This window comes from Methylobacter sp. Wu1, from assembly GCF_036553575.1.
Lineage (GTDB): Bacteria > Pseudomonadota > Gammaproteobacteria > Methylococcales > Methylomonadaceae > Methylobacter.
In genome coordinates this window covers 62832-86229 of record NZ_JAZHOC010000058.1, presented here as the reverse complement: position 1 = coordinate 86229, position 23398 = coordinate 62832, and the positions used below count along the sequence as shown (strand labels likewise).

At 48.9% G+C, this 23398-nt stretch carries 24 protein-coding genes; 10 read left to right on the top strand and 14 right to left on the bottom strand.

The window, feature by feature from the left end; genetic code table 11:
* The first annotated feature begins 225 nt into the window (after window positions 1–225).
* Window positions 226–990, top strand: coding sequence for a hydroxyacylglutathione hydrolase (gloB, locus tag V2P20_RS11855; protein ID WP_331818549.1), 765 nt, complete (start codon window positions 226–228; stop codon window positions 988–990).
* A 123-nt stretch (window positions 991–1113) separates the two neighbouring features.
* On the opposite strand, the gene V2P20_RS11850 is transcribed toward gloB, so the two are convergent.
* A complete protein-coding gene (locus V2P20_RS11850; RefSeq protein ID WP_194969826.1) occupies window positions 1114–1527 on the bottom strand; it encodes a carboxypeptidase-like regulatory domain-containing protein in 414 nt (137 codons plus the stop codon).
* Window positions 1528–1965: 438 nt separating this feature from the next.
* Between V2P20_RS11850 and V2P20_RS11845 the strand changes: the two genes are divergently transcribed.
* Window positions 1966–2493, top strand: coding sequence for a peroxiredoxin (locus V2P20_RS11845; RefSeq protein ID WP_331818547.1), 528 nt, complete (start codon window positions 1966–1968; stop codon window positions 2491–2493).
* A 51-nt stretch (window positions 2494–2544) separates the two neighbouring features.
* On the opposite strand, the gene V2P20_RS11840 is transcribed toward V2P20_RS11845, so the two are convergent.
* The 12 genes from V2P20_RS11840 to V2P20_RS11785 form a co-directional block, all read right to left on the bottom strand.
* Window positions 2545–2862: a DUF2818 family protein gene (locus V2P20_RS11840; protein ID WP_331818545.1), complete on the bottom strand. Its 318-nt coding sequence runs from the start codon at window positions 2860–2862 to the stop codon at window positions 2545–2547.
* Window positions 2862–4358: a lysine--tRNA ligase gene (gene lysS, locus V2P20_RS11835; RefSeq protein ID WP_331818543.1), complete on the bottom strand. Its 1497-nt coding sequence runs from the start codon at window positions 4356–4358 to the stop codon at window positions 2862–2864. The genes V2P20_RS11840 and lysS overlap by 1 nt, the downstream gene beginning before the upstream one ends.
* An 88-nt stretch (window positions 4359–4446) precedes the next feature.
* Window positions 4447–5545 (bottom strand): peptide chain release factor 2 gene (gene prfB / locus V2P20_RS11830; protein ID WP_194969830.1). Its coding sequence is split into 2 segments (ribosomal slippage): window positions 4447–5469 and window positions 5471–5545, totalling 1098 coding nucleotides; the frame shifts between segments, so codons are not numbered across the junction.
* Window positions 5546–5702: 157 nt separating this feature from the next.
* Entirely contained in the window at window positions 5703–6023 is a 321-nt protein-coding gene (locus tag V2P20_RS11825; protein ID WP_331818540.1) for a non-heme iron oxygenase ferredoxin subunit, read from the bottom strand.
* Between the two features lie 76 nt (window positions 6024–6099).
* Complete coding sequence (locus tag V2P20_RS11820; protein WP_331818538.1) at window positions 6100–6876, bottom strand: class I SAM-dependent methyltransferase; 777 nt, start codon at window positions 6874–6876, stop codon at window positions 6100–6102.
* A gap of 153 nt (window positions 6877–7029) precedes the next feature.
* Entirely contained in the window at window positions 7030–7482 is a 453-nt protein-coding gene (gene sufU, locus V2P20_RS11815; RefSeq protein ID WP_268120300.1) for a Fe-S cluster assembly sulfur transfer protein SufU, read from the bottom strand.
* Between the two features lie 66 nt (window positions 7483–7548).
* A complete protein-coding gene (locus V2P20_RS11810) occupies window positions 7549–8772 on the bottom strand; it encodes a cysteine desulfurase (protein ID WP_331818534.1) in 1224 nt (407 codons plus the stop codon).
* 90 nt (window positions 8773–8862) lie between these two features.
* Window positions 8863–10185, bottom strand: a complete 1323-nt coding sequence (gene sufD, locus V2P20_RS11805) for a Fe-S cluster assembly protein SufD (RefSeq protein ID WP_331818532.1) — start codon at window positions 10183–10185, stop codon at window positions 8863–8865.
* Window positions 10185–10928 (bottom strand): Fe-S cluster assembly ATPase SufC, encoded by a 744-nt coding sequence (gene sufC, locus V2P20_RS11800; RefSeq protein ID WP_331818530.1) that lies wholly within the window; start codon window positions 10926–10928, stop codon window positions 10185–10187. The genes sufD and sufC overlap by 1 nt, the downstream gene beginning before the upstream one ends.
* Before the next feature lie 253 nt (window positions 10929–11181).
* Window positions 11182–11394, bottom strand: a complete 213-nt coding sequence (locus V2P20_RS11795; protein ID WP_331818528.1) for a hypothetical protein — start codon at window positions 11392–11394, stop codon at window positions 11182–11184.
* Window positions 11395–11412: 18 nt separating this feature from the next.
* Window positions 11413–12861: a Fe-S cluster assembly protein SufB gene (gene sufB / locus V2P20_RS11790; RefSeq protein ID WP_331818526.1), complete on the bottom strand. Its 1449-nt coding sequence runs from the start codon at window positions 12859–12861 to the stop codon at window positions 11413–11415.
* A gap of 14 nt (window positions 12862–12875) precedes the next feature.
* On the bottom strand, window positions 12876–13325 hold the full coding sequence (locus V2P20_RS11785; protein ID WP_331818524.1) for an SUF system Fe-S cluster assembly regulator: 450 nt from the start codon (window positions 13323–13325) through the stop codon (window positions 12876–12878).
* A gap of 445 nt (window positions 13326–13770) precedes the next feature.
* Here V2P20_RS11785 and V2P20_RS11780 point away from each other — a divergent pair, with 445 nt between their 5' ends.
* From V2P20_RS11780 to V2P20_RS11745, 8 genes are all read left to right on the top strand, one after another.
* Window positions 13771–14337, top strand: a complete 567-nt coding sequence (locus tag V2P20_RS11780) for a hypothetical protein (protein WP_331818522.1) — start codon at window positions 13771–13773, stop codon at window positions 14335–14337.
* A gap of 116 nt (window positions 14338–14453) precedes the next feature.
* A complete protein-coding gene (locus V2P20_RS11775; RefSeq protein WP_331818520.1) occupies window positions 14454–16925 on the top strand; it encodes an SEL1-like repeat protein in 2472 nt (823 codons plus the stop codon).
* A 2-nt stretch (window positions 16926–16927) separates the two neighbouring features.
* The gene (locus V2P20_RS11770; RefSeq protein WP_331818518.1) at window positions 16928–17596 is read left to right on the top strand and encodes a hypothetical protein; all 669 of its coding nucleotides are present in this window, start codon (window positions 16928–16930) and stop codon (window positions 17594–17596) included.
* Complete coding sequence (locus tag V2P20_RS11765; protein ID WP_331818516.1) at window positions 17557–18444, top strand: hypothetical protein; 888 nt, start codon at window positions 17557–17559, stop codon at window positions 18442–18444. Before V2P20_RS11770 ends, V2P20_RS11765 begins: the two co-directional genes overlap by 40 nt.
* A gap of 70 nt (window positions 18445–18514) precedes the next feature.
* Window positions 18515–18643 carry a hypothetical protein gene (locus V2P20_RS11760; protein WP_331818514.1) on the top strand — a complete coding sequence of 43 codons (129 nt, stop codon included), beginning with the start codon at window positions 18515–18517 and terminating at the stop codon, window positions 18641–18643.
* 99 nt (window positions 18644–18742) lie between these two features.
* The gene (locus V2P20_RS11755) at window positions 18743–18946 is read left to right on the top strand and encodes a hypothetical protein (protein WP_331818512.1); all 204 of its coding nucleotides are present in this window, start codon (window positions 18743–18745) and stop codon (window positions 18944–18946) included.
* Window positions 18943–19341, top strand: coding sequence for a type II toxin-antitoxin system VapC family toxin (locus tag V2P20_RS11750; protein ID WP_331818511.1), 399 nt, complete (start codon window positions 18943–18945; stop codon window positions 19339–19341). The genes V2P20_RS11755 and V2P20_RS11750 overlap by 4 nt, the downstream gene beginning before the upstream one ends.
* 54 nt (window positions 19342–19395) lie before the next feature.
* Window positions 19396–21072 carry an NUDIX hydrolase gene (locus V2P20_RS11745; protein ID WP_331818509.1) on the top strand — a complete coding sequence of 559 codons (1677 nt, stop codon included), beginning with the start codon at window positions 19396–19398 and terminating at the stop codon, window positions 21070–21072.
* A gap of 21 nt (window positions 21073–21093) precedes the next feature.
* Here V2P20_RS11745 and V2P20_RS11740 read toward each other — a convergent pair whose 3' ends face one another.
* The gene (locus tag V2P20_RS11740) at window positions 21094–23358 is read right to left on the bottom strand and encodes a DNA internalization-related competence protein ComEC/Rec2 (protein ID WP_331818507.1); all 2265 of its coding nucleotides are present in this window, start codon (window positions 23356–23358) and stop codon (window positions 21094–21096) included.
* Between the last annotated feature and the right edge of the window lie 40 nt (window positions 23359–23398).

Here is a 23398-nt window from a genome sequence, read left to right as displayed (position 1 = left end):
GCAGACGAATGTTTGATTTGCAATCATTTTACACATCCAATAAGTTATCCAGTTAAGCATCGTTATACGCCAGCCATCCTGCTGGCCGAAGAACTATGAAAAATTAATCGGATATTAGTTTAGATGACATTTCGGCTGCTGTCTGTCATCGAGCAATATTTAAGTCCATCCTTATAATAAACAGCTTTTTTGCTTTATTCGACGAAACAGACTGGAGCCCAATAAATGCTTGAAATTATTCACATCCCTGTCCTGAACGATAATTACATTTATCTGATCCGCGACCCCGCATCCGGTGAAACGGCCGCCGTAGACCCCGCCCTTGCCCGACCGGTTCTGGATGTTCTGCATAAAAAAGGCTGGCGCCTGACCTACATTCTGAACACGCATCACCATGGCGACCATGTCGGCGGCAATCTGGAATTAAAGGAAGAAACCGGCTGCACGATTATCGCGGGCCATTTCGACAGGAATCGTATTCCCGGCATTGATATTGGCGTCAGTGAAAACGATCAGATTGCGCTCGGCCGACATGTGGGCAGCGTTATTTTCACGCCCGGCCATACCAGCGGCCATGTCGTCTATCATTTTGCCGAAGACCATGCGCTGTTTTGCGGCGATACGTTATTTGTCATGGGCTGCGGCCGCCTGTTCGAAGGCACGGCCGAGCAGATGTGGCATTCGCTGCAGAAACTCAAAACCCTGCCCGCTTCTACGCGCATTTATTGCGCACATGAATACACGCAGACCAATGGCCGGTTTGCCTTAAGCGTAGAGCCCGATAACCGGCAGTTAGTGCAAAGAATGGACGAGGTCAATCAATTGCGGGCGAAACACCTGCCGACCGTGCCTTCCACCATAGCGCAGGAACTAGCGACCAATCCGTTCTTCAGGGAAGACAGCCCGGCGCTGCAAAAACACATCAACATGCCGGGTGAAGCGCCGCTGCGGGTATTTGCGGAAACCCGGAAATTGAAGGATCAGTTTTAAAACCTGGCGGTTACGAATTTAGGCTTACTCCCAGGCTCTACTGCCAATTCTCTCAAGAAGAGCCTGGGAATTGAAAGATCGAATAGTTTACTGGGCAACCATCATTCCTGAAACGCAGTCAGCCTATTGCGCAGGCCAGTAGAAAGCCAATGAAGCCCTCTTTCCGCCGCCCACCTTGGCATTCTGGCGCAAGACTCTCCCGTCTTTCTCGGCGAGAACGGTATAATTTCCCGGCTTGAGTCTGGCAAAAAGAAAAGGACCGTCGGCTACGGCTTCAACAACCGTGTTGCCTTGCGCATCGGCAATCCGCACATTGACGTCGGCAAGAAATTCACCTGTTCCTTTAGCGGCGAACAGCAGGTTCAAATTGTAATCGCTTTTCATGGCCTCCATTGCGGAGCGCTCGCTCTCGCCAATGCCGCCGCTGACGAATGTCGCGTCGCCTTGTGTCTGGGGTTCTGGCCAGTCTTCCTGTGCAAACGCTTGCAGGCTGAACAGAAGGCAGGATGTAACCAGCGCAGATAGTAATCTCTTCATAAATATTTTCTCCTTGATTGTTTGAACATGCGAGGCGCATGAGTATTAATTGTAGTCTTAAAGAAAAATATTTTGTAGATTTTGTAATTTTTGCAGATTTTGCAGATTTTATGAATATAGCAAGTTTACACTTCCATATCTGCTCGTTACCGTACAAATCGTGGACAGATACTTAACGTTGAATTTTTGGGTTAAGCTGAGATCTCCGGCGCATGATTCCAAACCCAGGCCAGGCTGTTCCCTTGCCGCTTTCAGAAAAATTGAATTTATCAACGGAATGCGATTTTTACAGATCTTTAAAAATAAATCGTTTTACAACCGGTAACAATTGATTTTTTATTGTCTTAAACAAATAGATTGTCATCGTTCCGAGCAAAAAGCACCGCTGTGCGGTGAAAGCCCGCCCGGACAGTTCCGTACGAAAACTGGAGGTAAATCATGGCTCCTGATAAGGTACCCAATGTTGTTTTTAAAACCCGAGTCCGCGACGAAAGTATCGGAGGCGATAACCCTTTTCGCTGGCAGGACATCACTACGGATGACATTTTCGCGGGGAAAAAAATTGTGCTGTTCGCATTGCCGGGCGCATTTACACCCACTTGCACCAGTGCGCATCTGCCGGGTTATGACGCCAAATATCCGGAAATCATCGGCCAGGGCGTGGATGAAGTGTACTGTTTAGGCGTCAATGATGCCTTTACCATGTATCAATGGGCCAAGCATCTGGGCATCAAACACGTAAAAATGCTGCCTGACGGCAATGGAGAGTTTACCCGGGGCATGGGCATGCTGGTCAAGAAGGAAAATCTGGGATTCGGATGCCGCTCGTGGCGTTATTCGATGCTGGTCGATGACAAAAAAATCATCAAACTGTTCAGCGAACCGGGACAGACCGATAACTGCCCGGACGACCCGTTCTCGGTCAGCGATGCCGATACGATGCTCGATTATTTAAAGCACCAGTAATCTGCAGCCGTAGGGCACGCAGCGCGTACCTTGCCAGAACCTGCTAGCGGATCAATCCGGCGTCTTTCTCGACAAAAGCCTTTTAAGATCGTAATGATAAATAAAGCCCGGCAGGGCAAAGACTAAAAACAGGCATAAGGTCGCGACATAAAACTCCCAGCCCTGGGCATGCCGCGTACCGGTCAGCTTATATTCGAGAGCGACAGACAAAGCGCCTGCCAAGACATACATCGCCAGCCATTCCAGCCAGCGCAGCCAGGCGTTTTTGTCCCGTTTGAAAACCATGAGAAAACGATCGCTGACCCACGGTATATTGGCTGCGACGAAGGCAGCCAATATAAAGAAGCCATAAAGTCCTGCCGGCGCCATCAGCCTTTCGGTCTCATGTGCGGAAACAGCAGGACATCGCGGATTGACGGCGAATCCGTGAACAGCATGACCAGGCGGTCGATGCCGATGCCCTCGCCTGCGGTCGGCGGCATGCCATGTTCCAGCGCGACGATATAATCGGCGTCAAAGTGCATGGCCTCATCGTCACCGGCTTCTTTTTCCTCGACCTGTTTCTGGAAGCGCGCCGCCTGGTCTTCGGCGTCATTGAGCTCGGTAAAGCCGTTGGCGATCTCCCGGCCGCCGACAAAGAACTCGAAACGGTCCGTGACATGCGGATCTTGGTCATTGCGGCGCGCCAATGGCGATACTTCCACCGGATAGGCCGTGATGAACGTCGGGTTCATCAAACGATGCTCGACGGTTTTCTCAAAGATTTCGATCTGTATCTTGCCCAGGCCGTAGCCGTCCTTGACCGGAATTTTCAATTTTTCCGCAACCTTAGCCGCCGCCTCGCGGTTATCGATATCCGCTGGCGTCAAATCGGGATTGAAATGCAAAATCGAATCGAACACGGTCATGCGGTCGAACGGCTTGCCGAAATCGTACTGCTCGCCCTGATAAGTAATGATCGTCTTGCCTAACACGTTTTCGGCCAAACCGCGCAGCATCTCTTCGGTTAAATCCATCAGTTCATGGTATTCGGCATAGGCCTGATAGAATTCGAGCATAGTGAATTCAGGGTTGTGCCGCGTCGATAGGCCTTCATTACGGAAGTTGCGGTTGATTTCAAACACGCGCTCGAAGCCGCCTACAACCAGGCGCTTTAAGTACAGTTCCGGCGCAATGCGCAGATACAAACCCATGTCCAGCGCATTGTGGTGCGTCATGAAGGGCCTTGCCGTGGCGCCGCCCGGAATGGCCTGCATCATGGGGGTTTCCACTTCCAGGAACTGGCGCTCGATCAGGAACTGGCGAATGTAGGCGACGATCTTGGAACGCACCAGAAACGTGTTGCGCGATTCTTCGCTCATGATCAGGTCCAGATAGCGCTGACGGTACTTGACTTCCTGATCGGTGAGGCCGTGGAATTTTTCCGGCAGCGGGCGCAAGGCCTTGGTCAGCAGGCGGATATCATCGACCTTGACGCTGAGTTCATCGGTCTGGGTTTTAAACAGCACGCCTTCCGCGCCGACGATGTCGCCGATATCCCATTTTTTGAACTGCTCGTTATAAAACCCTTCCGGCAGCGTATCGCGGGTCACGTAAAGCTGTATTCTGCCGGACATATCCTGAATATGGCAGAAGCTGGCCTTGCCCATGACGCGGCGCGTCATCATGCGGCCGGCGATCTTGACGCGAACAGGGTCTGCTTCGAGTTCTTCCTTGGACTTCTCGCCGTATTCGGCCAGCACTTCGCCGGCAACCACGTTGCGGCGGAAGTCGGTGGGGAATGCGATGCCGTTTTCGCGCAATTCACTCAATTTGCTGCGGCGTTGTCTGATCTGTTCCTGTTCGTCCCGTTCAATTTCTGACATGTGTATCTTGACTCTTATCGTTATAGGATGAGCGCAGGTTTCGCGCCCATCAGGTGTATTTTCTGTTTGCTATAAATTGCGTGATTACTTACAGTCCGCTTTTCAGGCTGGCTTCGATGAACTGATCGAGATCGCCGTCCAGGACCGCCTGCGGATTGCCGGTTTCGACGCCGGTGCGCAAATCCTTGATGCGCGATTGGTCCAGCACGTAAGAGCGGATCTGGCTGCCCCAGCCGATATCGGACTTGGTATCTTCCAAAGCCTGCTGAGTTTCGCTGCGCTTGCGCATTTCCAGCTCATACAATTTGGCCTTCAACTGCTTCATGGCCGTATCGCGGTTTTTATGCTGCGAGCGGTCGCTCTGGCATTGCACGACGATGCCGGAGGGATTGTGCGTGATACGCACGGCCGATTCGGTACGGTTGACGTGCTGGCCGCCGGCGCCGCTGGCCCGGTAAACGTCGACGCGCAAATCTGCCGGATTGATGTCGATGTCGATATCGTCATCGATTTCGGGCGATACGAATACCGAAGCGAATGAGGTATGGCGGCGATTGCCCGAATCGAACGGCGATTTTCTGACCAGACGGTGCACGCCCGTTTCGGTGCGCAGCCAGCCGAACGCATAGTCGCCTTCGAATTTGATCGTGGCGCTTTTGATGCCGGCGACATCCCCGGCCGATTCTTCGATCAGTTCGGTCTTGAAGCCCCTGCGCTCGCCCCAGCGTAAAAACATGCGTTCGATCATCGAGGCCCAATCCTGCGCCTCGGTGCCGCCGGAGCCGGCCTGAATATCCAGGAACGCGTTGTTGGCGTCCATTTCACCGGAGAACATGCGGCGGAATTCAAGCTCGGCAACCTTTTTTTCCAGCTGTTCCAGATCGTCCACGACCGTATCGACGGTTTCTTCGTCATTTTCTTCCACAGCCAAGGCCAGCAGTTCTTCCGCATCGGCCAGGCCATGTTCCAGTTCCTGAATCGTATTGACGATCGCTTCCAGCTGGCCGCGCTCTTTGCCCATGGCCTGCGCCACTTCCGGGTTATCCCAGATTTTCGGGTTTTCCAGCTCTCTTAAAACTTCGACCAGACGCTCGCTTTTGGTTTCGAAGTCAAAGATACCCCCTAAGGGCATCACCACGGCTCTTCAGGTCGGCTATTTTATGCTTAATCGGATTTATTTCTTGCATGGGGCGTTATTTAACCAAGACGTTCGAAACCGGACGCTATCGACAAGCTCCGGCCAGTGAAAATTCAAATAAAGAGCGGAATTATAAACTATAACGCCGTTCTGTTCATGCAGAACTTAATGACTGATGCGCGGGATTAATTGTATAAATCGCTGCGTCAATCCCAGCGATTATCCCTGACCTGTACTTTGCCGTTCTCGATGCGTACCGGAAAAGTGTCGATATCTTCATAGGCGGGGGGAGACTTTACAGCGCCGGTTTTCACGCAAAAACGTGCACCATGGCGCGGGCAGATAATCTCGCAGCCTTCCAGCTTGCCGCTGGCGATTTCTGCGCCGTCGTGCGTGCAAACGTCCTCGATAGCATAAAACTGGCCCTCGATTTTAAACACGGCCACATCGGTTCCATCGACGTCGACGACGACATGCTCACCTTCAGCCAATGCGTTTTGATCAATTACGTTTATCCAGTCGGACATTTTTTCACCTTAACTATTTAATACAGGGGGCAAGCTGATCAATTAAGCAGAAAAGTACGCAGTGCGTACCCTACGACTACTTTAAATACACATCGAACCTGAGCAATTTGCCTTGAAAACTCTCGCTCGGCTTGCCGCCTAACGGCTCGGCATAGTCCGGGCTTTTGACCACGACGCGTTTTCCGGCCGCTTTCAAGGCCGCCTCAAAAAGCAGTTCCTTATCCTGATCGTCACCCAACAGATCGCGTAACACCGTCATGGATTTTTTTGCCAGCGCCGATTTTTTCCGCTTGGGCGGAAACATCGGGTCTAGATAGACGCAATCGGGCGGCGTTTCCAATGCGGCCAGGATTTCAATGGCATTGCCGGCCAGCAGTCGTGGCGGCTCCAGATTCAGCCGCTGCATCCAGTCCAGTGCGGCCAGGCGTTTGAATCCGTCAGACAGCAACTCGGCCATGACCGGCGAGCGTTCTATACACTGCAATTCGTAGCCCATGCGGAAAATATGCAGACTGTCCTGCGCCCAGCCCGTTGTGGTATCGACGACAGTGCGGGTTTTACGTCCGAGCGCGTGCGCCAAGGCGTCTTGCTTCGGTGCCGGCCATGAGCGCTGCTCGCCGCTGCGCGGCTCAATATCGACGGATAACCCGCCTTTCTTGAGCAGTTCCCTGTCGAGCAATTTTAATGCCCCATCGCGCCAAGTCAGCAAAAAGGGTTCGGGAATGTCTTTCGTAAGCCCCTGATAAAGCGGCACGCCCAGCCGCGCAGCCAATTGCTGATACGGCAACAGGTCGCCATTGCCTTCGTATAGAACGGCAAGCTGACCGATATACGGCTGATTAGTTATGTTCATGCCTTGCAAAGATTCGTATAGAGAAGGTAGTTGGCCTCGGAGTAGCATTATGCTGAGGCTTGCGGGTCGAATGAATTCGACCCTACGGTGCAACAAGCGGTCGAACGGCCTTCTGGTTTACCATATTCATCACCCAGGCGCTTACATCATAGTTTATTCCGTGGAAATCGATTTTTTCTCGTTCTTTAACGCCGCATCCAGCGTATGCCACGCCAGCGTTGCGCATTTCACGCGCGCCGGGTACTCGCGCACGCCGGCCAGCACGGCCAGTTTGCCGACGGCAGCCAAGCTCGCCTGTTCGTCCTTGCCGGTGGTCATTTCGTGGAACTGTTTGAACAACTCTTCGGCTTCCTGCTCGGTTTTACCCTTGATGATTTCAGTCATCAGCGAAACCGATGCCGTGGAAATGGCGCATCCCGAGCCCTGAAAACTGGCGTCCGCAATCACATCGCCGTCCATCTTCAAGAATAATGTCAAACGGTCGCCGCACAGCGGATTGAAGCCTTCCACCTGCCGGTCCGCATTTTCCATGACACGGAAATTGCGCGGGTTTCTGTTATGGTCAAAAATGACCTCTTGGTAGAGGTCGCGTAAGTCATCAAACATATGTGTTCTCTGTTAAATTCGGTAAACGAGGAAAGTTCTTTTTGAACTGATTCGAGACCAACTATTTCAGCCAAATACCTCAATCAAGGATTTTATTCCCTGCATCAGCACGTCGATTTCTTCCTTGGTGTTGTACATGGCAAATGAAGCTCTTGCCGTGGCCGGAACCTCGAAGAAATCCATCACCGGCATGGCGCAATGGTGCCCCGCCCTGACCGCGATGCCCAGACTGTCCAGCATGGTGCCGATATCGTGCGGATGGATCCTGTCGAGTACGAAAGACAGAATCGCGCCTTTGTTTTCGGCCTCGCCGATAATGCGCAGCCCCTTGATCTGCCTGGCCTGTTCAGTGGCGTAAGCCAGCAACTCAGCCTCGTAAGCGGCGATGGCTTCCATGCCGACTTCATTCAGATAGTCGATGGCGGCGCCGAGCCCGATCACATCGGCAATGCTGGGCGTGCCGGCTTCAAACTTGTACGGCAGCACATTATATTCGGTTTCTTCGAAAGTAACCTTGCGTATCATGTCGCCGCCGCCCTGATACGGAGGCATGGCTTCCAGCAGCGCCTGCTTGCCATATAAGACGCCGACGCCGGACGGACCATACAATTTATGGCCCGAGAAAGCGTAAAAATCGCAATCCAGTTCCTGCACGTCAACCGGCATGTGCGGAATGGCCTGCGCGCCGTCCAACAATACCGGAATGCCCTTGCTGTGCGCTGCGGCAATGATCTTCCTGACCGGATTGACTGTGCCCAGGGCATTGGACATATGCACGATGGAAACCAGCTTGGTTTTATCGTTCAGCAGTTTTTCAAATTCATCGTAAATCAATTCGCCTTTGTGATTGATCGGCGCGACTTTCAATACCGCGCCGGTCTGCTGGCACAGCATTTGCCAGGGCACGATATTGGAGTGATGCTCCATGCCGCTGATCACGATTTCGTCGCCGGCTTTGATATTGGCCCGGCCGAAGGTTTGAGCGACCAGGTTGATGGCTTCTGTCGTGCCTCTGACAAAAATAACCTCTTTGTCGCTGGCCGCGTTGATAAATTCCTTGACCTTGATGCGAGCGCTTTCGAAGAACTCGGAGGAGCGCACGCTCAAGGTATGCACGCCGCGATGCACGTTGGCGTAATCATGGCGATACAAATGCGAGATGCTGTCGATGACCACGTTGGGCTTCTGGCAGGTGGCGGCATTATCCAGGTAAACCAAAGGCTTGTTGCGGATTTTCTGGTCCAGAATAGGAAAATCGGCACGAATTTTTGCTACGGGAAAATGGGTCATAACTTTAAATATTTCCAGAGTTTATGCGCTGCTGGGCCAGCAGCGCCACATACTATTTATCTTGATTAACTTGAAAAATGCCGTCTCGGCTTACAGCCATTCCTTTTTGACGCCTTCCTGTGGGAACCGCGTCAACACCTGCTCCAGAATTCTATCGTGAAGAGTTTTGATCTTGACCTTATCGACCATCTCGTTGGCAAACGCGAAAGTCAGCATATTGCGGGCCGTTTCCTCATCAACGCAGCGCGATTGCAGGTAAAAAATCGATTTTTCATCGAGCTGGCCTACCGTCACGCCATGCCCGCATTTGACGTCATCAGCATAGATTTCCAGCTGCGGCTTGGTGTCGACTTCGGCATCTTCGGACAACAGCAGATTGCGGTTATTCATTTCCGAATCGGTGTTCTGCGCATCCTGCGCCACAATCACGCGCCCCTGGAACACGCCGCGCGCCCTGTCGCCGAGCACGCCTTTGTAGACTTCGCGGCTGATTCCGCGCGGCTTCAAGTGGTTGATGCGCGTATGGTTGTCGATATGCTGGCGTTTGCCGCCTAAAAACAGGCCGTTCAGCTCGCATTCGGACGCATGATCGAGATCGGCATGGATATCGCTGCGCGCCAGCAGGCTGCCAAAGGCGAAGTTATGGTGCTTGAACCGTGCATCGCGCGCCTGCTTAACGTAAATGCCGCCGAAATGGTAAGCTTTCTCGGACTCGCTTTGCTGTTTAAACAGGGTCAGGTCCGCATTAGGCCCAACGAACACTTCGGTAACGGCTGCCGACAGATAAGTCTGATCCAGGCCGACGAACGTCTCTATAACTTGCGCTTCAGCCATGTCATCGATAACGATGATATTGCGCGTTGCAGCCAGCGTATCGGCCTGCGTGACGATGTGCAGCAACTGCACCGGCTTAGCCAATACTTGTTTAGCCGGCACATGTACAAACAATCCATCGGTGAACCAGGCCATGTTAAAAGCGATGAAACTGTTTTCCTCATTCACCACGGCACGGCCCACATGCTGCTCCAGCAGCGCAGACTGCGAATTCAGCGCCTCGGCCATGCTCATCACGGAGACCGGCTCGGGCAGACCGTCCAGCGCCGATAATTCAGCTGAAAAGTGTCCGTCCACCAGCACGATTGACCAAGCATCTTCCAGTTGGTGCTGTTTCAGCCAGTCCGCGTCAACGCTACCGGCCGTTAAACCGGTGACCGGTTTAAACAGTTTTTTCTCGATCGCGGACACGTTCGTATAACGCCATTCTTCTTCGCGCAGCGACGGAAAACCATGCACTGAAAATGCCGCCAGCGCCTCGCTTCTTAATTGCTGCAGCCACGGCAGAGATTGCCCGGGCAAAGCTGGCGCTATGGTTTGATATTCAGCCGTATAACGGCTTGCTGTTGCTGTAGTCATCAAGCAGCCTCAATCCAACTGTAACCTTTCTCTTCCAGTTCCAATGCCAGCTCGGGACCGCCGGATTTGACGATTTGCCCGTGAGCCAGTACATGCACGAAATCCGGTTTGATGTAATTCAGCAGACGCTGATAATGCGTCACCATGACAAACGAGCGCTCCGGCGAACGCAAGGAGTTGACGCCGTCTGCGACGATCCTCAGCGCATCGATGTCCAGACCCGAATCGGTTTCATCGAGAATGCACAATTTGGGCTCCAGTATCGCCATCTGCAGGATCTCATTGCGTTTCTTTTCACCGCCCGAAAAACCTTCATTGACGGCGCGGTACAGGAACCGTTCATCCATTTCCAGCAGGCGGACCTTGTCCTTGACCAAGGTCAGGAAATCCATCGCATCGACTTCCGGCTGGCCGTGATGTTTGCGAATGGCGTTCAACGCTGCTTTCAATAAGTAAATATTGCTGACGCCCGGAATTTCTACCGGATACTGAAAGGCCAGAAATACACCTTCGCGCGCGCGGATTTCAGGCGCCATGTCCACCAGATTCTTGTTCTGGTAAGTGACAGAGCCTTCCGTGACGGTATAACCGCTCTTGCCCGACAATACATGCGACAGAGTGCTTTTGCCGGAACCGTTCGGCCCCATGATGGCGTGAATCTCGCCGGCATTGATCTGCAGATTGATGCCTTTGAGAATGGGCTTGTCGCCTACGCTGACGTGAAGATTTTCTATGCTGAGCATATTTGTTTTACCTGATTAAATTAAATTTCTTTTGTTGGACTTAGGTTATTGTCAGTCCAATTAATAAACTATTTGATGGGTTTTATGCCCAAATCTTTGCAAATCTTATTGGCCAAAATATCTTTGATCTCACTATGCCGTGGAATGGCTGAACGACTATTTTGCGATGGATTGTGCCACCATGAATGCCGTCCGCCTTCTCTTAACAATTCACAACCTTGTGCTTTCAAATATTTGAGCAACTCCGTGCGCTTCATATGGCAATGCGTTCTTCTTTATAATGAGCGCCTGCATTTGCTAAAGCCTCTTCTCGATTGAATGCCAATGCTTCCTGCAAGGTTACTTTTAAACTTTCCAATAATTCGTCATGCGTTGCTTCCTGGCAATTGACGCCGGGAATCTCCTCGATCCAGCCTATCCACCAATCGCCTTCCTGCTTTACAATCGCGGTATATTCATTTTTCATTTCGCAACCCCAACAGCCTTACCCTACCGAACCTTCCAGGCTCAGCCCCAGTAGAGCCTGCGCCTCGACCGCAAATTCCATCGGCAATTCCTTGAACACTTCCTTACAGAAGCCGTTCACGATCATCGACACGGCATCTTCCGCCGACAGGCCGCGCTGCTGGCAGAAAAACAGCTGGTCTTCGCTGATCTTGGAGGTCGTCGCTTCATGCTCGACCTGCGCCGAAGGCTGCTTGACTTCGACATACGGGAACGTATGCGCACCACATTTGTCGCCGATCAGCAAGGAGTCGCATTGCGTATAGTTACGCGCATTCTCGGCATTCTTCAGCACTTTGACCAGGCCGCGATAGGTATTCTGCGCGCGGCCGGCCGAAATGCCTTTCGAAACAATCGTGCTGCGGGTATTTTTGCCGATATGGATCATCTTGGTGCCGGTATCGGCCTGCTGAAAATTATTGGTCAGCGCGACCGAATAAAACTCGCCAATCGAATTGTCGCCAGTCAAAATGCAGCTGGGGTATTTCCAGGTGATCGCCGAACCAGTCTCCACTTGCGTCCATGAGACTTTGGAGTTTTCGCCGCGGCAGTCGGCCCGCTTGGTCACGAAATTGTAAATGCCGCCCTTGCCTTCCTTATCGCCCGGATACCAGTTCTGCACGGTGGAATATTTGATCGTCGCATTCTTCAAGGCGACCAGTTCGACCACGGCCGCATGCAATTGGTTTTCGTCGCGCATGGGCGCCGTACAGCCTTCCAGATAACTGACATAACTGCCTTCGTCGGCGATGATCAGCGTTCTTTCAAACTGCCCGGTATTGGCGGCATTGATGCGGAAATAGGTCGACAACTCCATCGGGCAGCGCACGCCTTTCGGAATGTAGACGAACGAGCCGTCCGTAAACACGGCCGCATTGAGCGCGGCAAAAAAGTTGTCGGTATGCGGCACGACCGAGCCCAGGTATTGCTGGACCAGTTCCGGATAATCGCGCAGGGCTTCCGAGATCGGGCAGAAAATAATGCCGGCATCTTTCAGCTTGCCCTTGAATGTCGTCGCCACCGATACGCTGTCAAACACCGCATCGACAGCTACGCCGGCCAGCCGCTCCTGTTCGTCTAATGGAATGCCCAGCTTCTTGTAGGCTTCCAGCACTTGCGGATCGACTTCGCCCAGGCTTTTCGGCCCGTCTTCCTTGCGTTTGGGCGCTGAATAGTAGCTGATATCCTGATAGTCAATCGGGGCAAAATTGACGAAAGCCCAGGTCGGCGACTGCATGGTCTGCCAGTGACGGAATGCCTTCAGCCGGTACTCGAGCATAAACTCGGGCTCGTCCTTGACTTTGGACAGCTTATGAATGACGTCTTCATTCAATCCGGGCGGGAAAGTAGTGGTTTCCAGCTCGGTCACAAAGCCCTGTTTGTATTCCCGGCCAATCAGCTTCTCGATTTCTTTCGCACTTGTTGACATAAACAACTCTAAATTTAACGATATAAACTGGTCACCGGAATGAAAACCTCTTCCGGCACGACGGTAGGTCTGATCAAATCCGCCAGAGTCACGGACTCCAGGGCGTTATGAATCGTCCGGTTAATTACCCCCCAGTTGCTGCGAATATCGCAGCCCGTAGCCTGCTCACAGCCTTGATGGGAAATACTGCATTCGGTCAGCGCAATCGGCCCTTCCAGCGCGCTGATAATGGCTGCCACGCTGATTTTCTCGGGAACCCTGGCCAATGCATAGCCGCCTTTGGCGCCGCGCGTGGATATCAGCACATCCGCTTTCACGAGCAACTTGAGAATCTTGCTGACCGTTGGCAAAGCAATACCCGTTGCCGCCGCAATTTCCATAGCCGCATGCACATGCGATCGATCCCTTGCCATAAAGCTCAAGATGACCGTTGCATAATCAGTTAGCTTGCTCAACCGTAACATACCTACCTCTCTAATTAAGGACTATTTTAGTCCTATTTAATTCCGTAGTAAAGAACTCGGTTATTAGTGATGCGAAAAATTCTTTAGGGAGAGAAAGTAAATGGCGCTTACATTTGCCACACTGCAACTGCGCAAAAATTTCGCTGCATCTAAAATTATCAAATTTTCGTATTGAGAATCCGAGCATCCTGCGGAATTTCAGTAAATCATTTGGTTCTTGATATAACCCAAAAACTCCCACAGCTCTCCCATTACAACAACATCGATTTATCTGATACTACACACCATGTTGTGAAAGCGGACTTGACCTAACAGAAGCAGCTTCAACAATAGGTAATTTTGTCTCTATTTCATTTTGAACATAAAGCGACAATCACGGCAGCACAGTGGTTGAAGCAAAACATTTAGCCAAATCAATCAAACATAAATCATGGAGAATGCACACATGAACAGATTACCTGAAGCCGTAACCACGAAATTCATCGAATTATTCGCTACGTTGAAGCGCGCCACCGACGATTTAAAAATGGCAGGTGCTGAAGCCAATTTAGTAGGCGATTTTTCGCGGGTCGCAGCACTAAATGATTCATGCCGCAAATTGCAGGCGTTTGAGGCGGAAATCAAATCCACCGTGAATAATTACGCGTCAAACTATAATGCGCGTCCGATGGAGAAAGCAAATTTCCACAAGAAAGACAGAAATCGTACCCGCAAACCAGGCGGTCGATTAAGAGTAAAAATGTCTGACAAAGTAATAGAAGAACCAACTATCGCCGAAACGTTTGTGAAGACATTGAGAGCCTTTGGCCTGGAGCGGGTAGCAAGGCTGAATAAAGTAGTCGCCTCGGTTCCACTCATAGCCAGAACACCGGTGAACGGCTACCAGGCGCAAAGACACTGTGAAGGATGGTGCATAACGACCCATGTCAATAAGTACACTGCGAAAACAGTATTGGAAGAGATCGGAAAAGCGTTGAATATGGCGGTTAAAGTCGAATTTATTGAACGGTGATTTCAAAGACACCGCTGGATTGACAGGCAAGCAGGATTCCAGGACAAAGGCAATAGCCGTAACGCTATTGCCACAAGTACACGAATAAAAAACCAGAAAACCCAAAGGACGAGATCATGACCGAAAAAAACACACTCTCAACTTCCGAACTGCAACAAAAAGCAAACGATGGCGATGCGCAAGCGCAGTTCGAGTTGGCTTTGTGCTATGCCAACGGTACGGATGTTGAGAAAAATACCGAATTTGCTTTTGATTGGCATATAAAAGCGGCTGAGCAAGGCCATGTGAACGCCCAATTTGCGTTGGGTTTGTATTATCTTTTAGGCAAGAGTCGAGGACAGCACACCAAACAGATAGTCGAGAAGTGGCTTAAGGGGTTTGTTGCTGGTAAAAATGTTGATCCCGCGTTCGACTTAGCTGTCAGCCAGGCTATGGCGATAGAATGGAGTGGAGGAGATGATAATATGGCCTTTATGTGGTTTAAAAAGGCTGCTGAACAAAATCATGCCGAGGCAAATTATTGGCTAGGCCAATGTTATCGAAATGGCATTGGCACAGAGCAAAATGACGGGCTTGCGTTTAACTGCTTCAGAATAGCCGGCGAACAAGGTTGCGCAGAATCCTATTATTGGTTAGCACGATATTATTTTGATGGCAAAGGCGCTGAACAAAGCGATGAATTTGCTTTGAAATGGATTAGAAAATCGATTGAACATGCTGAAGTCGATCCCGAAGCTTATTTGTTGTTAGGTAATTTGTATGCTCAGAGTAGATTTGTTGAGCAAAGCGATGAACAGGCATTTCATTGGTACGAAAAAGCAGCTGAAAATGGTGTTGCCGAAGCTCAATATCGCTTAGCTTGTTGCTATGAATCTGGCAGAGGGGTTGAGATAAATATTAAGTTGGCTGACAAGTGGTTTGAGTCAGCTGGCATCACAGATATTGATTTTCAATACCGCATGGCTGGATATTATCTTCAAGGCAATGGTGTTGAGAAGAACTATGAACATGGTATGAAATTTATGATGGGCGCGGCCGGGGAAGGTCATGTTGAGGCTAATAATTGGTTAACTAATGCCTATCTTTCTCTAGCCATTCCACAGTGTTTGTTAGGTAAAGGTAGCGATAAAGCATTTTATGAATTCGCATTTAACTGGTGTACAAAAGAAACACTTGGGCATCATGCACCTGAAGCCTACTTACTATTAGGCATTCTCTATTTTTCCGGCAAAGGTGTCGAACAAAGCGACAAACGAGCATTTGAGTGCTTTGAAAAAGCCTATGAAATCTTTGAAAGAACAAGACATGATGAAGATAGAGATGCATTAACCGAGACATTTATTGAGCTTTATCTATCGAATTGCTACGAGCAAGGTAAAGGTGTTGAAAAGGATTTAAATAAAGCTAAACGCTATTTTCCCTATGATCTTCGAAGGTTGGGTCAAATTTTTATGGAAGGAATAACAATGTCTTCCTACAGAACTCAAAATGCGAAGGTTTTTCTTATTTTGTTAAGGATTTCCATTTACAAATTTGGCAAAAAATACGATTTGGCAAGAGAGTTCATTAAAGAAGTCTTTAAAAATATCGGCGATATAGACAAAAGCTTTGAAGAGATTTGTTTGGCTAGCATTGAACAAGAAGAAAAAATAACCGAACAGAAGCAGGAACTCGAGGATGCCAACCATCGAATGCAAAGATTAGTAGAACAATTTACGCATTCTTTAGGTAATGTCATTTTTCCAGATACCATTTATCAAGTTGCTGAGCGTTTAAAAAACAATCCTGAATGTCGTAAAGATGTTTTATTGCTGCATGAAGCTTACCATTCAGAAGTCACCATCAAGTTGCAAGGCGAATTACTACGCCAACGATACGCCAACACCAGTGCTGAAAGTTTCCGACAACTTATCAGACGTTGTCGCCGAACTCCGGACGCTGCCGAGAGTACCAAATCTATCGAAGATATTTTGAATTATGCGGCTAGCCGCGTAACAGCACGTTTTCTCAATCAACATTATGCGGGACTTAATAGCATCCGTGATAAAATTTTATCCAAAAAAAATGCAAGCCTTAATGCCTTAAAGCAAAAATTTGAAGATGATATTTTACTCATCAAGTCATTAAGCCCCATTGAATGGATTAACCAAAATTTGCGACCGATTCAAATAACCGAAATTAGCCCGTTGTGGAGAAAAGTTTTCATACTTTCCGAAAGTTATGCCGAAGCGCTATTGTTTGGTTATTTTTCAGAAATTTTATTTAATGCGTTTAAATATGCAGATCATGATAAAGATGAATTTTTAACGTTAGTTTTTGATGAAAAAACCATCAACGACAAAACGTATCTATCTTGTAGTTGGAAAAATTCAGTTAAAGATAAAAGCCCAACAATATTAGGCACAGGGAAAGGCTTGGATGCCATTCAAGAAGATTTAAAACAACTCAACGGCACCGAAAATCCAGAAGAAAGTTTGTTGGTTTCTCAGCAAGAGACTCAATTTCAGGTAACTCTATTTTTTAAAAAAGACTTGCTAGTAAATGACTTGCCTCTCCTTAAAATAAAAAGAAAATCCAATATGGAGTGAAAATGCTAAAAATATTATGGGTTGAAGACGAGTTTTCAGAACAAAAAAAAATTGCTTGGTTTAATAAGAGAGAGGTTTTTGTAAAAACAGATTTTACTGAAGCAAAAAAAGCGATTACTAGTTGTTTATGGCAATTCGATTTGATTGTATTGGATATAAACTTGGAGAATTCAGAGCATTCAAACGAAGTAAAAGAACTTGCAAAGCAATTTAAAATTACTGAGCAAGAGTTTTTACAAGAGAGCGGAATGAATTTGTTTTTATATTTGTTAGAGCAAGGATTTCCTAAAGAACAAATTAGATTTTTAACCGCTAATGCAGATATTAATATAAGTCGGATAGATGAATTGCGTGAGGCTTATAAACAAGGTGATGATGATTTTTCTAACAAGATTCTAGAAACCATCAAAAATGATCTAAGTGATGAAACGGTAATAAAATGCTCTGAGTTGATAGAATCAGAAGATATTGAAGGTTTGTGCCAATATCTTGAAAATCATTTCAATAATTTGAATGACGGAAATTACAAAAATACTTATAACAGATTCTGTGAGGCTTATCGACGCTGTCGTATCGAACCGCCTAAAGAAATCAATAAAAGTTTAAATGAAGCCAAGCAGTATCTTGGAGATTGGTTGGAAAATTACGAAAAAATAATTATTTGGTTTTGAGACGGGGGATTATTGAAGGGTGTCGACATATAGTAAAGTTAATCGAAGAAAACAAACTGACCAAAGATGATTTGAGATTTAATCACTTTATTTCAGAAACTGAAAAAAAGGTTAGCATCGATGATCTGCAAGATTATATAAAAGTGTTAGAAAAGTTTTTACCCTTGCGCGCACCGAGTAATAATTCCTCTCTGTACAAACTCTTTATTAGAACATTAGCGCATGAATGGGAAGCGGCTGAACCCAAGCAACTAAATAAACAGAATAAACAAAACGGAGCATATGCCTTTTCATGGATAATGAAAATGAGTCGTAATTGGTTAGCGCATGGAAAAGTATTTGAACAACTAAATCCTCAAGATGTAGCTTATTTGTTTATCGTTAATATGCGAGCTATGTTTGATCTGGGTGACAAATTATTACCCTATGAAAGTCATTTGTTGAGATTGTTCACTAATGTGCTCCGTGAAGATGAAATGAAAGCAAGAATAGGCGACCCCCCTCATAAAAAGAACACTGAAAATTATAATCAGAGGAAAATACCTTTAGTCGAAAACTATGCTGCTCTACTCATGAAATATAATAGCCATGCTCGACAAGCTATTAATTTTCATGATGCATTAAATAACTTACAAAAGAATAATGACAATGCAAGTGACAGTGATTTTTTTATTAAAGGGCTCTATCAAACGTTTTGGTTTTTAACCTCGATCGGTGAGGTTTATATTCCGCAAGACGAAGAGCAAATTAGAAAATTTCATTGTTTAAATTATCAGTTTAAATATTTTGACTATCAAAAAGACTATCTTTTTGAATTAGCACGTCATATTTATAATTCCAGTTTCTAGAGGCATTACCGTCATGACCACAGTCGTAAAAACTGTAATACCTGACCAACTTTGACAACAAGCGCAATATATGGTGGAGCGCGACTGGGTCGCGAATATGGATGAACTGATTATCGAATCCATGCCCTGTTATCTGAAATCGCATCTTGACACGATGAATGAACATTTCATACGCAACGATGTCGACTGGAACCGGTAGGTTCAGGATTAGCCCGGCCGTCGCCATCGAGCACAAGACCTCATTCATCCGAATGGACTGATAATCGTCATTCCAAACTTTGTAAATTGGAGTCATTCCATGAATAAAACAGAAATCGAACAAGCCGTATTAAAAGAAATACATACTTTACCCTTGGATCAAGCGGAAGAAGCTTTAAGATTTATTTTGTCTTTAAAAAGAAAGTCCGCTAAAAAAAGACCGCTGGGATTATTGAAAGGTAAAGTGGAATTTGCTATTGACGAGAATTTTAAGATAACCGACGATGAGTTTCTGCAATCGTGAACGATTATTTGCTCGACACCCATAGCTTTCTATGGTCAATTTGGCAGCCTGAGAAACTCGGACAGCAGGCTATCGCTGTTTTGGAAAATACCAATAACAACGTCTTTATCAGCAGCATTACATTCTGGGAAATTTCGTTGAAGTACACGCTGGGTAAATTGACTCTGGGCTGCAAGCCGGATGATTTACTCGCCGTTGCCGATGACATGGGATTTGCAAGAATATCGTTATCCCCGGAAGAAGCGGCCCTGTTCTATCAACTGCCCAAACTCTCGCATAAAGACCCTTTCGACAGGATGCTGATCTGGCAGGCCATCTCGCGCGACTTAGTGCTCATTTCCAAGGATAACCAATTCGGACATTACAGCCAACATGGCCTGCAAGTCATCTGGTAATCATGGCTATACGCACGCGGCATAAGGATGCATTTGCCCAAAATAAATAAAACCATGAAAAAACTCATTCAAGCGCTGATTCCTCATTTACCCCGTTATGCAGAGGAAGAAGGTGATTTTTACAGCGTCAAGCGTGACGATTTAGTCAATAAGCTCTGCGGGCAAGAGGCTATTAAACAGTCGACCGCTAAAAATGCCGTCGATCTGTGCGAACTGCTGTTGGATACGCTGGCCACATTAAATGCCGATTATTTGCAAAAAGACGAATGGTGTTTCGTTTCTTTCCCCGCTCAATTAATGGCAACCTCGGTTTTAACGGCGCTGAGCGACAGCGAGTCGCATTTATTTGCGCCTAATTTCTGGAATACCCAAGGTATTTCCAATGACAAGAAGAATCAGCAACGCGACGTGTTGAGCTTGATTGAGAACGCTCGATACGAGAATCACGCCAGTCAACAGGCGCAACCTATCCGTTATTGTTACGTCGCCTGGAGTATTATCAAACTCGACGGCAAGATTTTGTTTTACCAGCGCGAAGACACGCAAAAACGCTTCGATAAATCGGCAGGCGACTATGGATTAATCGGCGGCAGGGCTAATCAAAGCGACGTGCCAATAACGGACAAAGCTGCGCTACTTAAAGCGCTGCAATCGCCCAATTCCGAGCTGATCAAAGAAGCCTTGCCGGAAACCCTGAAACGGGAGTTACGCGAAGAAGCCGGATTGCTGTTTGAAACGCATTACACGTTCACGCCTTGGCGCAGTTTAAAGCCATATCGGCAGGTGCAAGGTGCTGCCCCCAATCATGCGTTGACCGAATATTATCTGGATATTTTTCAGATTGGCTTATCGCTGGAAGGCTATTTGTTTTTGCGGCAGAGGCTCAACGCCGACGAGCGTTTGGCATGGATCTCGATAACCGATATTGAACGAGGCGGGCCCTCTGACAACAGAATCCCGTATATCAAGGCGCTGTATGACGATTTTGATGGTGACCGCTCGGCGCTGGCAGCCGAATTAAAGGCCCTGCCGGACAGCTTTATCGCCGGCTATTTGTTCCAGCCATACAAGTACGGCATTACCTTGCCTATTGATCCCGCTAAGCCGGTGTTAGCCGGGACACTGGGCAAGGATAAGCCTTTAAATTTGCATTTAACCTCCAGACAATCGACCCTGGTCTTGGGCTTGGCGGCGCACCTGCGCGGCTTTGAATTCGCCACATTGATGGAAAATATTGTTTTGCATCCTTTTGGCTGGATCGAAGTTGCCGGGCAAGCGGCAATTCAAGCGGAGTTGGTTGCCCTGGCGACCTTGCTGAACGGCGGCGATTTAGCCATGGAAAATCACCGCGATACGTTCTTTCGGCTATCGATAGCGCCGGAAGTGATTTTCTTTGCTGACGAATTGTTTTCTTTTTCGGTAAAGTCTGCCGACCTGAATGCCACGAAAACCAAAATTCCGGTTACGCTGGAGAGACGTGCATTCGAAACGGCTTTGGGCCGCATTAGCCAAAAAACAGAAGAGTTCCAACTAACATTGGAATTTGTTCATAAATTGAAAGACTTATCTGATCATTCATTTTCCACCGACAATGGCGAAGCGCTGAAAACCGAAGACAATTACAAAAAGGGATTGCACAAGGAGGCCAGATTTCAGGCTTTGGGCCTGAGAAACTTGGTGCGCCAGGAAGATGGGGTCTTCAGGTTTATTTTGCCCTACGTTTGCAACTGAGCAAATAACCAGCAAACTGAATTAGCGGCTGTTCCAATATTTGTTTTCGGTTGCCCGCATGGTATGAACGTCTAGCGATTCTTTACCAACTTCTACGAAAATCGCGCCTTGATCGGCAACATTCAGCCATTTCGCATTTATGTCCTGATAGCGCTTCAATACGGACTGATGAGGAAAGCCGAATTGATTGCGATAGCCGGCCGGAATGAGCACATAATCGGGCTGAACGGTTTGCAGAAATGTCGAAGTTGATGAGGTTTTACTGCCGTGGTGCGCTGCGATCAGCACATCCGTCTTTAGATGCTCGCCATAAGTCTCAACCAGCCAGGATTCCGCCGCCGCTTCGATATCGCCCGTCAACAGCACAGAGCCCTTATCAGACTGAATTCTCAGGACGCAGGAATTGTCGTTTTCTGAAACGAAACCGGACGAGCGCGGCGACAACATCATGAATGCCATGCCATCCCACTGCCAGGACTGCCCTGCCGCACACGCAACGGGCGAATGGCCGCTTAGCTGCTGCGGCACACTGGTAAGCACTTGTTCGGCCTCAATGCCTGCCAGTAATGATTCGGCGCCGCCAATATGGTCATTATCGCCATGGCTGATGATCAGGCTATCGATTTTCTCGACGCCCTGCTGACGTAAAAAAGGCAGCAGCACGCTCTGGCCCATATCGCTTTGCTCGGAAAACTTCGCGCCGGCATCAAACACAAGCACATGATGAGACGTTTGCACGACCGCCGACAGACCTTGACCGACATCCAGCAAAGTCATCCTGAAATCGTCCGATTCAAGGCGTTCCGATTCCGTAAAGGCCAGCGGCAGAAACATAACCAGGCCCAGCCAGCGGGCCGGCATGCCGGCTGGCGCAAGCATTACCAGCACACCCGGTACGGCGAAGCACAACGCCCAGAGCGGAGGCTGCGCATGATTAATTACGGACAGAGGCGCCGTCGCCAATTCGTTCAAAATCCACCACAAGCCTTGCAGCACGGCATCGACGAGAAAAAACAGCTTACCGGCCAATGCCGGCCATACAAACACCGTTATCACCACCAGCAGCGACAGCGGCACAGCCAGAAAACTGACAACAGGCACCGCAATCAGATTAGCCAACGGCGCAATCAACGAAATCTGCTGAAAAAACAACAATGACAACGGCGATAAAGCCACGGTCGTAGCCCAATTTATCTTTATGACGCCTTCCAGATAGCCGGGCCTGCCCAGGCGCCCGTCAACGGCATAGACAATCACTGCCACAGCCAGAAATGAAAGCCAGAACCCTGCCGACAGGACGGCCGACGGATCCAGCAATAAAACCGCGAACAGGGCGACGGCCAGCGTGTTGAACGAATGGGTATTGCGCTGAAGAACAATGGCGGCCATGAAAATAGCCAGCATGACCACCGCGCGCTGTGTCGGTACCGAAAATCCGGCCAATGCCGAATACAGGCTGCCGGCGACCAATGCCGACAATGCGGCAACTCGCTGAGGCGGCCAGGCTAACAGGTTCGTCCACGCCCAGCACCTGAGCACGACAAAATAAACCAGCCCGGCGATCAAACCGATATGCGAACCGGAAATCACCATCAGATGGAGCGTGCCGGTCTTGCGAAAAACCTCCCATTGCGCCTGCGGGATACTGCCGCCATCGCCAATAGCCAGCGCTTTAACAAGCGCCACGCTCTGACTGTCGCCCAACTGCTGCGACAACCGGTCGATTATAAGCTGCCGCCCTGCCGAAATACTGTACCAGGCCGGCTCATCGGACAGCAGTACAGGCGCCGGACTATTGCGCACATACCCTGTCGCACCGATGCCTTCCGTGAATAGCCAGCGCTCATAGTCAAACGCGCCGGGATTCAAATTGCCATGCGGACGCTTCAACTTGACCGTAAACGACCAATGCTGGCCGGCCTTAATCACATGTTTGGGGTAATACCAGCTTAATTTAACTTTCGAAGGCAGATCGCGGGCGGAATCGGTAACAACAAAATCGAAGCGGGCGCGCTTTTCATCCTGTTCCGGCAAATCGGCAATAATGCCTTTAACGGGTATATCGATCCCTTCAAGCGGCTGGGGCAGCCTGTCCGACAGCCTGTTCATTGCAAACAGCACCGCCCATAAAACGCCCACCATGAAAAACAGCCCGCGCCAAAGGCGCCGCCATGCCATCAAACCGGCAATGACTGCGCCGACCGCCAGCCACTCGGCAGCCGGCAACGTCGGCAACTGCTGGACCAGCAAAACGCCAGCTAAAAATAACAGCGTGGAAACAAGCATTCGTTCCTGGTATTTTGGGGTCAACAAAAACCTGATAGAC

What these genes read in the sequence shown, in the direction of transcription:
- V2P20_RS11760 (WP_331818514.1), top strand. Translation starts at nt 18,515, where the DNA reads ATGGTGGAGCGCGACTGGGTCGCGAATATGGATGAACTGATTATCGAA.
- sufC (WP_331818530.1), bottom strand. Translation starts at nt 10,928, where the DNA reads ATGCTCAGCATAGAAAATCTTCACGTCAGCGTAGGCGACAAGCCCATT.
- V2P20_RS11825 (WP_331818540.1), bottom strand. Translation starts at nt 6,023, where the DNA reads ATGTCCGACTGGATAAACGTAATTGATCAAAACGCATTGGCTGAAGGT.
- lysS (WP_331818543.1), bottom strand. Translation starts at nt 4,358, where the DNA reads ATGTCAGAAATTGAACGGGACGAACAGGAACAGATCAGACAACGCCGC.
- V2P20_RS11770 (WP_331818518.1), top strand. Translation starts at nt 16,928, where the DNA reads ATGCTAAAAATATTATGGGTTGAAGACGAGTTTTCAGAACAAAAAAAA.
- V2P20_RS11780 (WP_331818522.1), top strand. Translation starts at nt 13,771, where the DNA reads ATGAACAGATTACCTGAAGCCGTAACCACGAAATTCATCGAATTATTC.
- V2P20_RS11745 (WP_331818509.1), top strand. Translation starts at nt 19,396, where the DNA reads ATGAAAAAACTCATTCAAGCGCTGATTCCTCATTTACCCCGTTATGCA.
- V2P20_RS11775 (WP_331818520.1), top strand. Translation starts at nt 14,454, where the DNA reads ATGACCGAAAAAAACACACTCTCAACTTCCGAACTGCAACAAAAAGCA.
- V2P20_RS11850 (WP_194969826.1), bottom strand. Translation starts at nt 1,527, where the DNA reads ATGAAGAGATTACTATCTGCGCTGGTTACATCCTGCCTTCTGTTCAGC.
- V2P20_RS11840 (WP_331818545.1), bottom strand. Translation starts at nt 2,862, where the DNA reads ATGGCGCCGGCAGGACTTTATGGCTTCTTTATATTGGCTGCCTTCGTC.
- V2P20_RS11755 (WP_331818512.1), top strand. Translation starts at nt 18,743, where the DNA reads ATGAATAAAACAGAAATCGAACAAGCCGTATTAAAAGAAATACATACT.
- V2P20_RS11795 (WP_331818528.1), bottom strand. Translation starts at nt 11,394, where the DNA reads ATGAAAAATGAATATACCGCGATTGTAAAGCAGGAAGGCGATTGGTGG.
- V2P20_RS11820 (WP_331818538.1), bottom strand. Translation starts at nt 6,876, where the DNA reads ATGAACATAACTAATCAGCCGTATATCGGTCAGCTTGCCGTTCTATAC.
- gloB (WP_331818549.1), top strand. Translation starts at nt 226, where the DNA reads ATGCTTGAAATTATTCACATCCCTGTCCTGAACGATAATTACATTTAT.
- V2P20_RS11810 (WP_331818534.1), bottom strand. Translation starts at nt 8,772, where the DNA reads ATGACCCATTTTCCCGTAGCAAAAATTCGTGCCGATTTTCCTATTCTG.
- V2P20_RS11785 (WP_331818524.1), bottom strand. Translation starts at nt 13,325, where the DNA reads ATGTTACGGTTGAGCAAGCTAACTGATTATGCAACGGTCATCTTGAGC.
- sufD (WP_331818532.1), bottom strand. Translation starts at nt 10,185, where the DNA reads ATGACTACAGCAACAGCAAGCCGTTATACGGCTGAATATCAAACCATA.
- V2P20_RS11740 (WP_331818507.1), bottom strand. Translation starts at nt 23,358, where the DNA reads ATGCTTGTTTCCACGCTGTTATTTTTAGCTGGCGTTTTGCTGGTCCAG.
- V2P20_RS11845 (WP_331818547.1), top strand. Translation starts at nt 1,966, where the DNA reads ATGGCTCCTGATAAGGTACCCAATGTTGTTTTTAAAACCCGAGTCCGC.
- sufU (WP_268120300.1), bottom strand. Translation starts at nt 7,482, where the DNA reads ATGTTTGATGACTTACGCGACCTCTACCAAGAGGTCATTTTTGACCAT.
- sufB (WP_331818526.1), bottom strand. Translation starts at nt 12,861, where the DNA reads ATGTCAACAAGTGCGAAAGAAATCGAGAAGCTGATTGGCCGGGAATAC.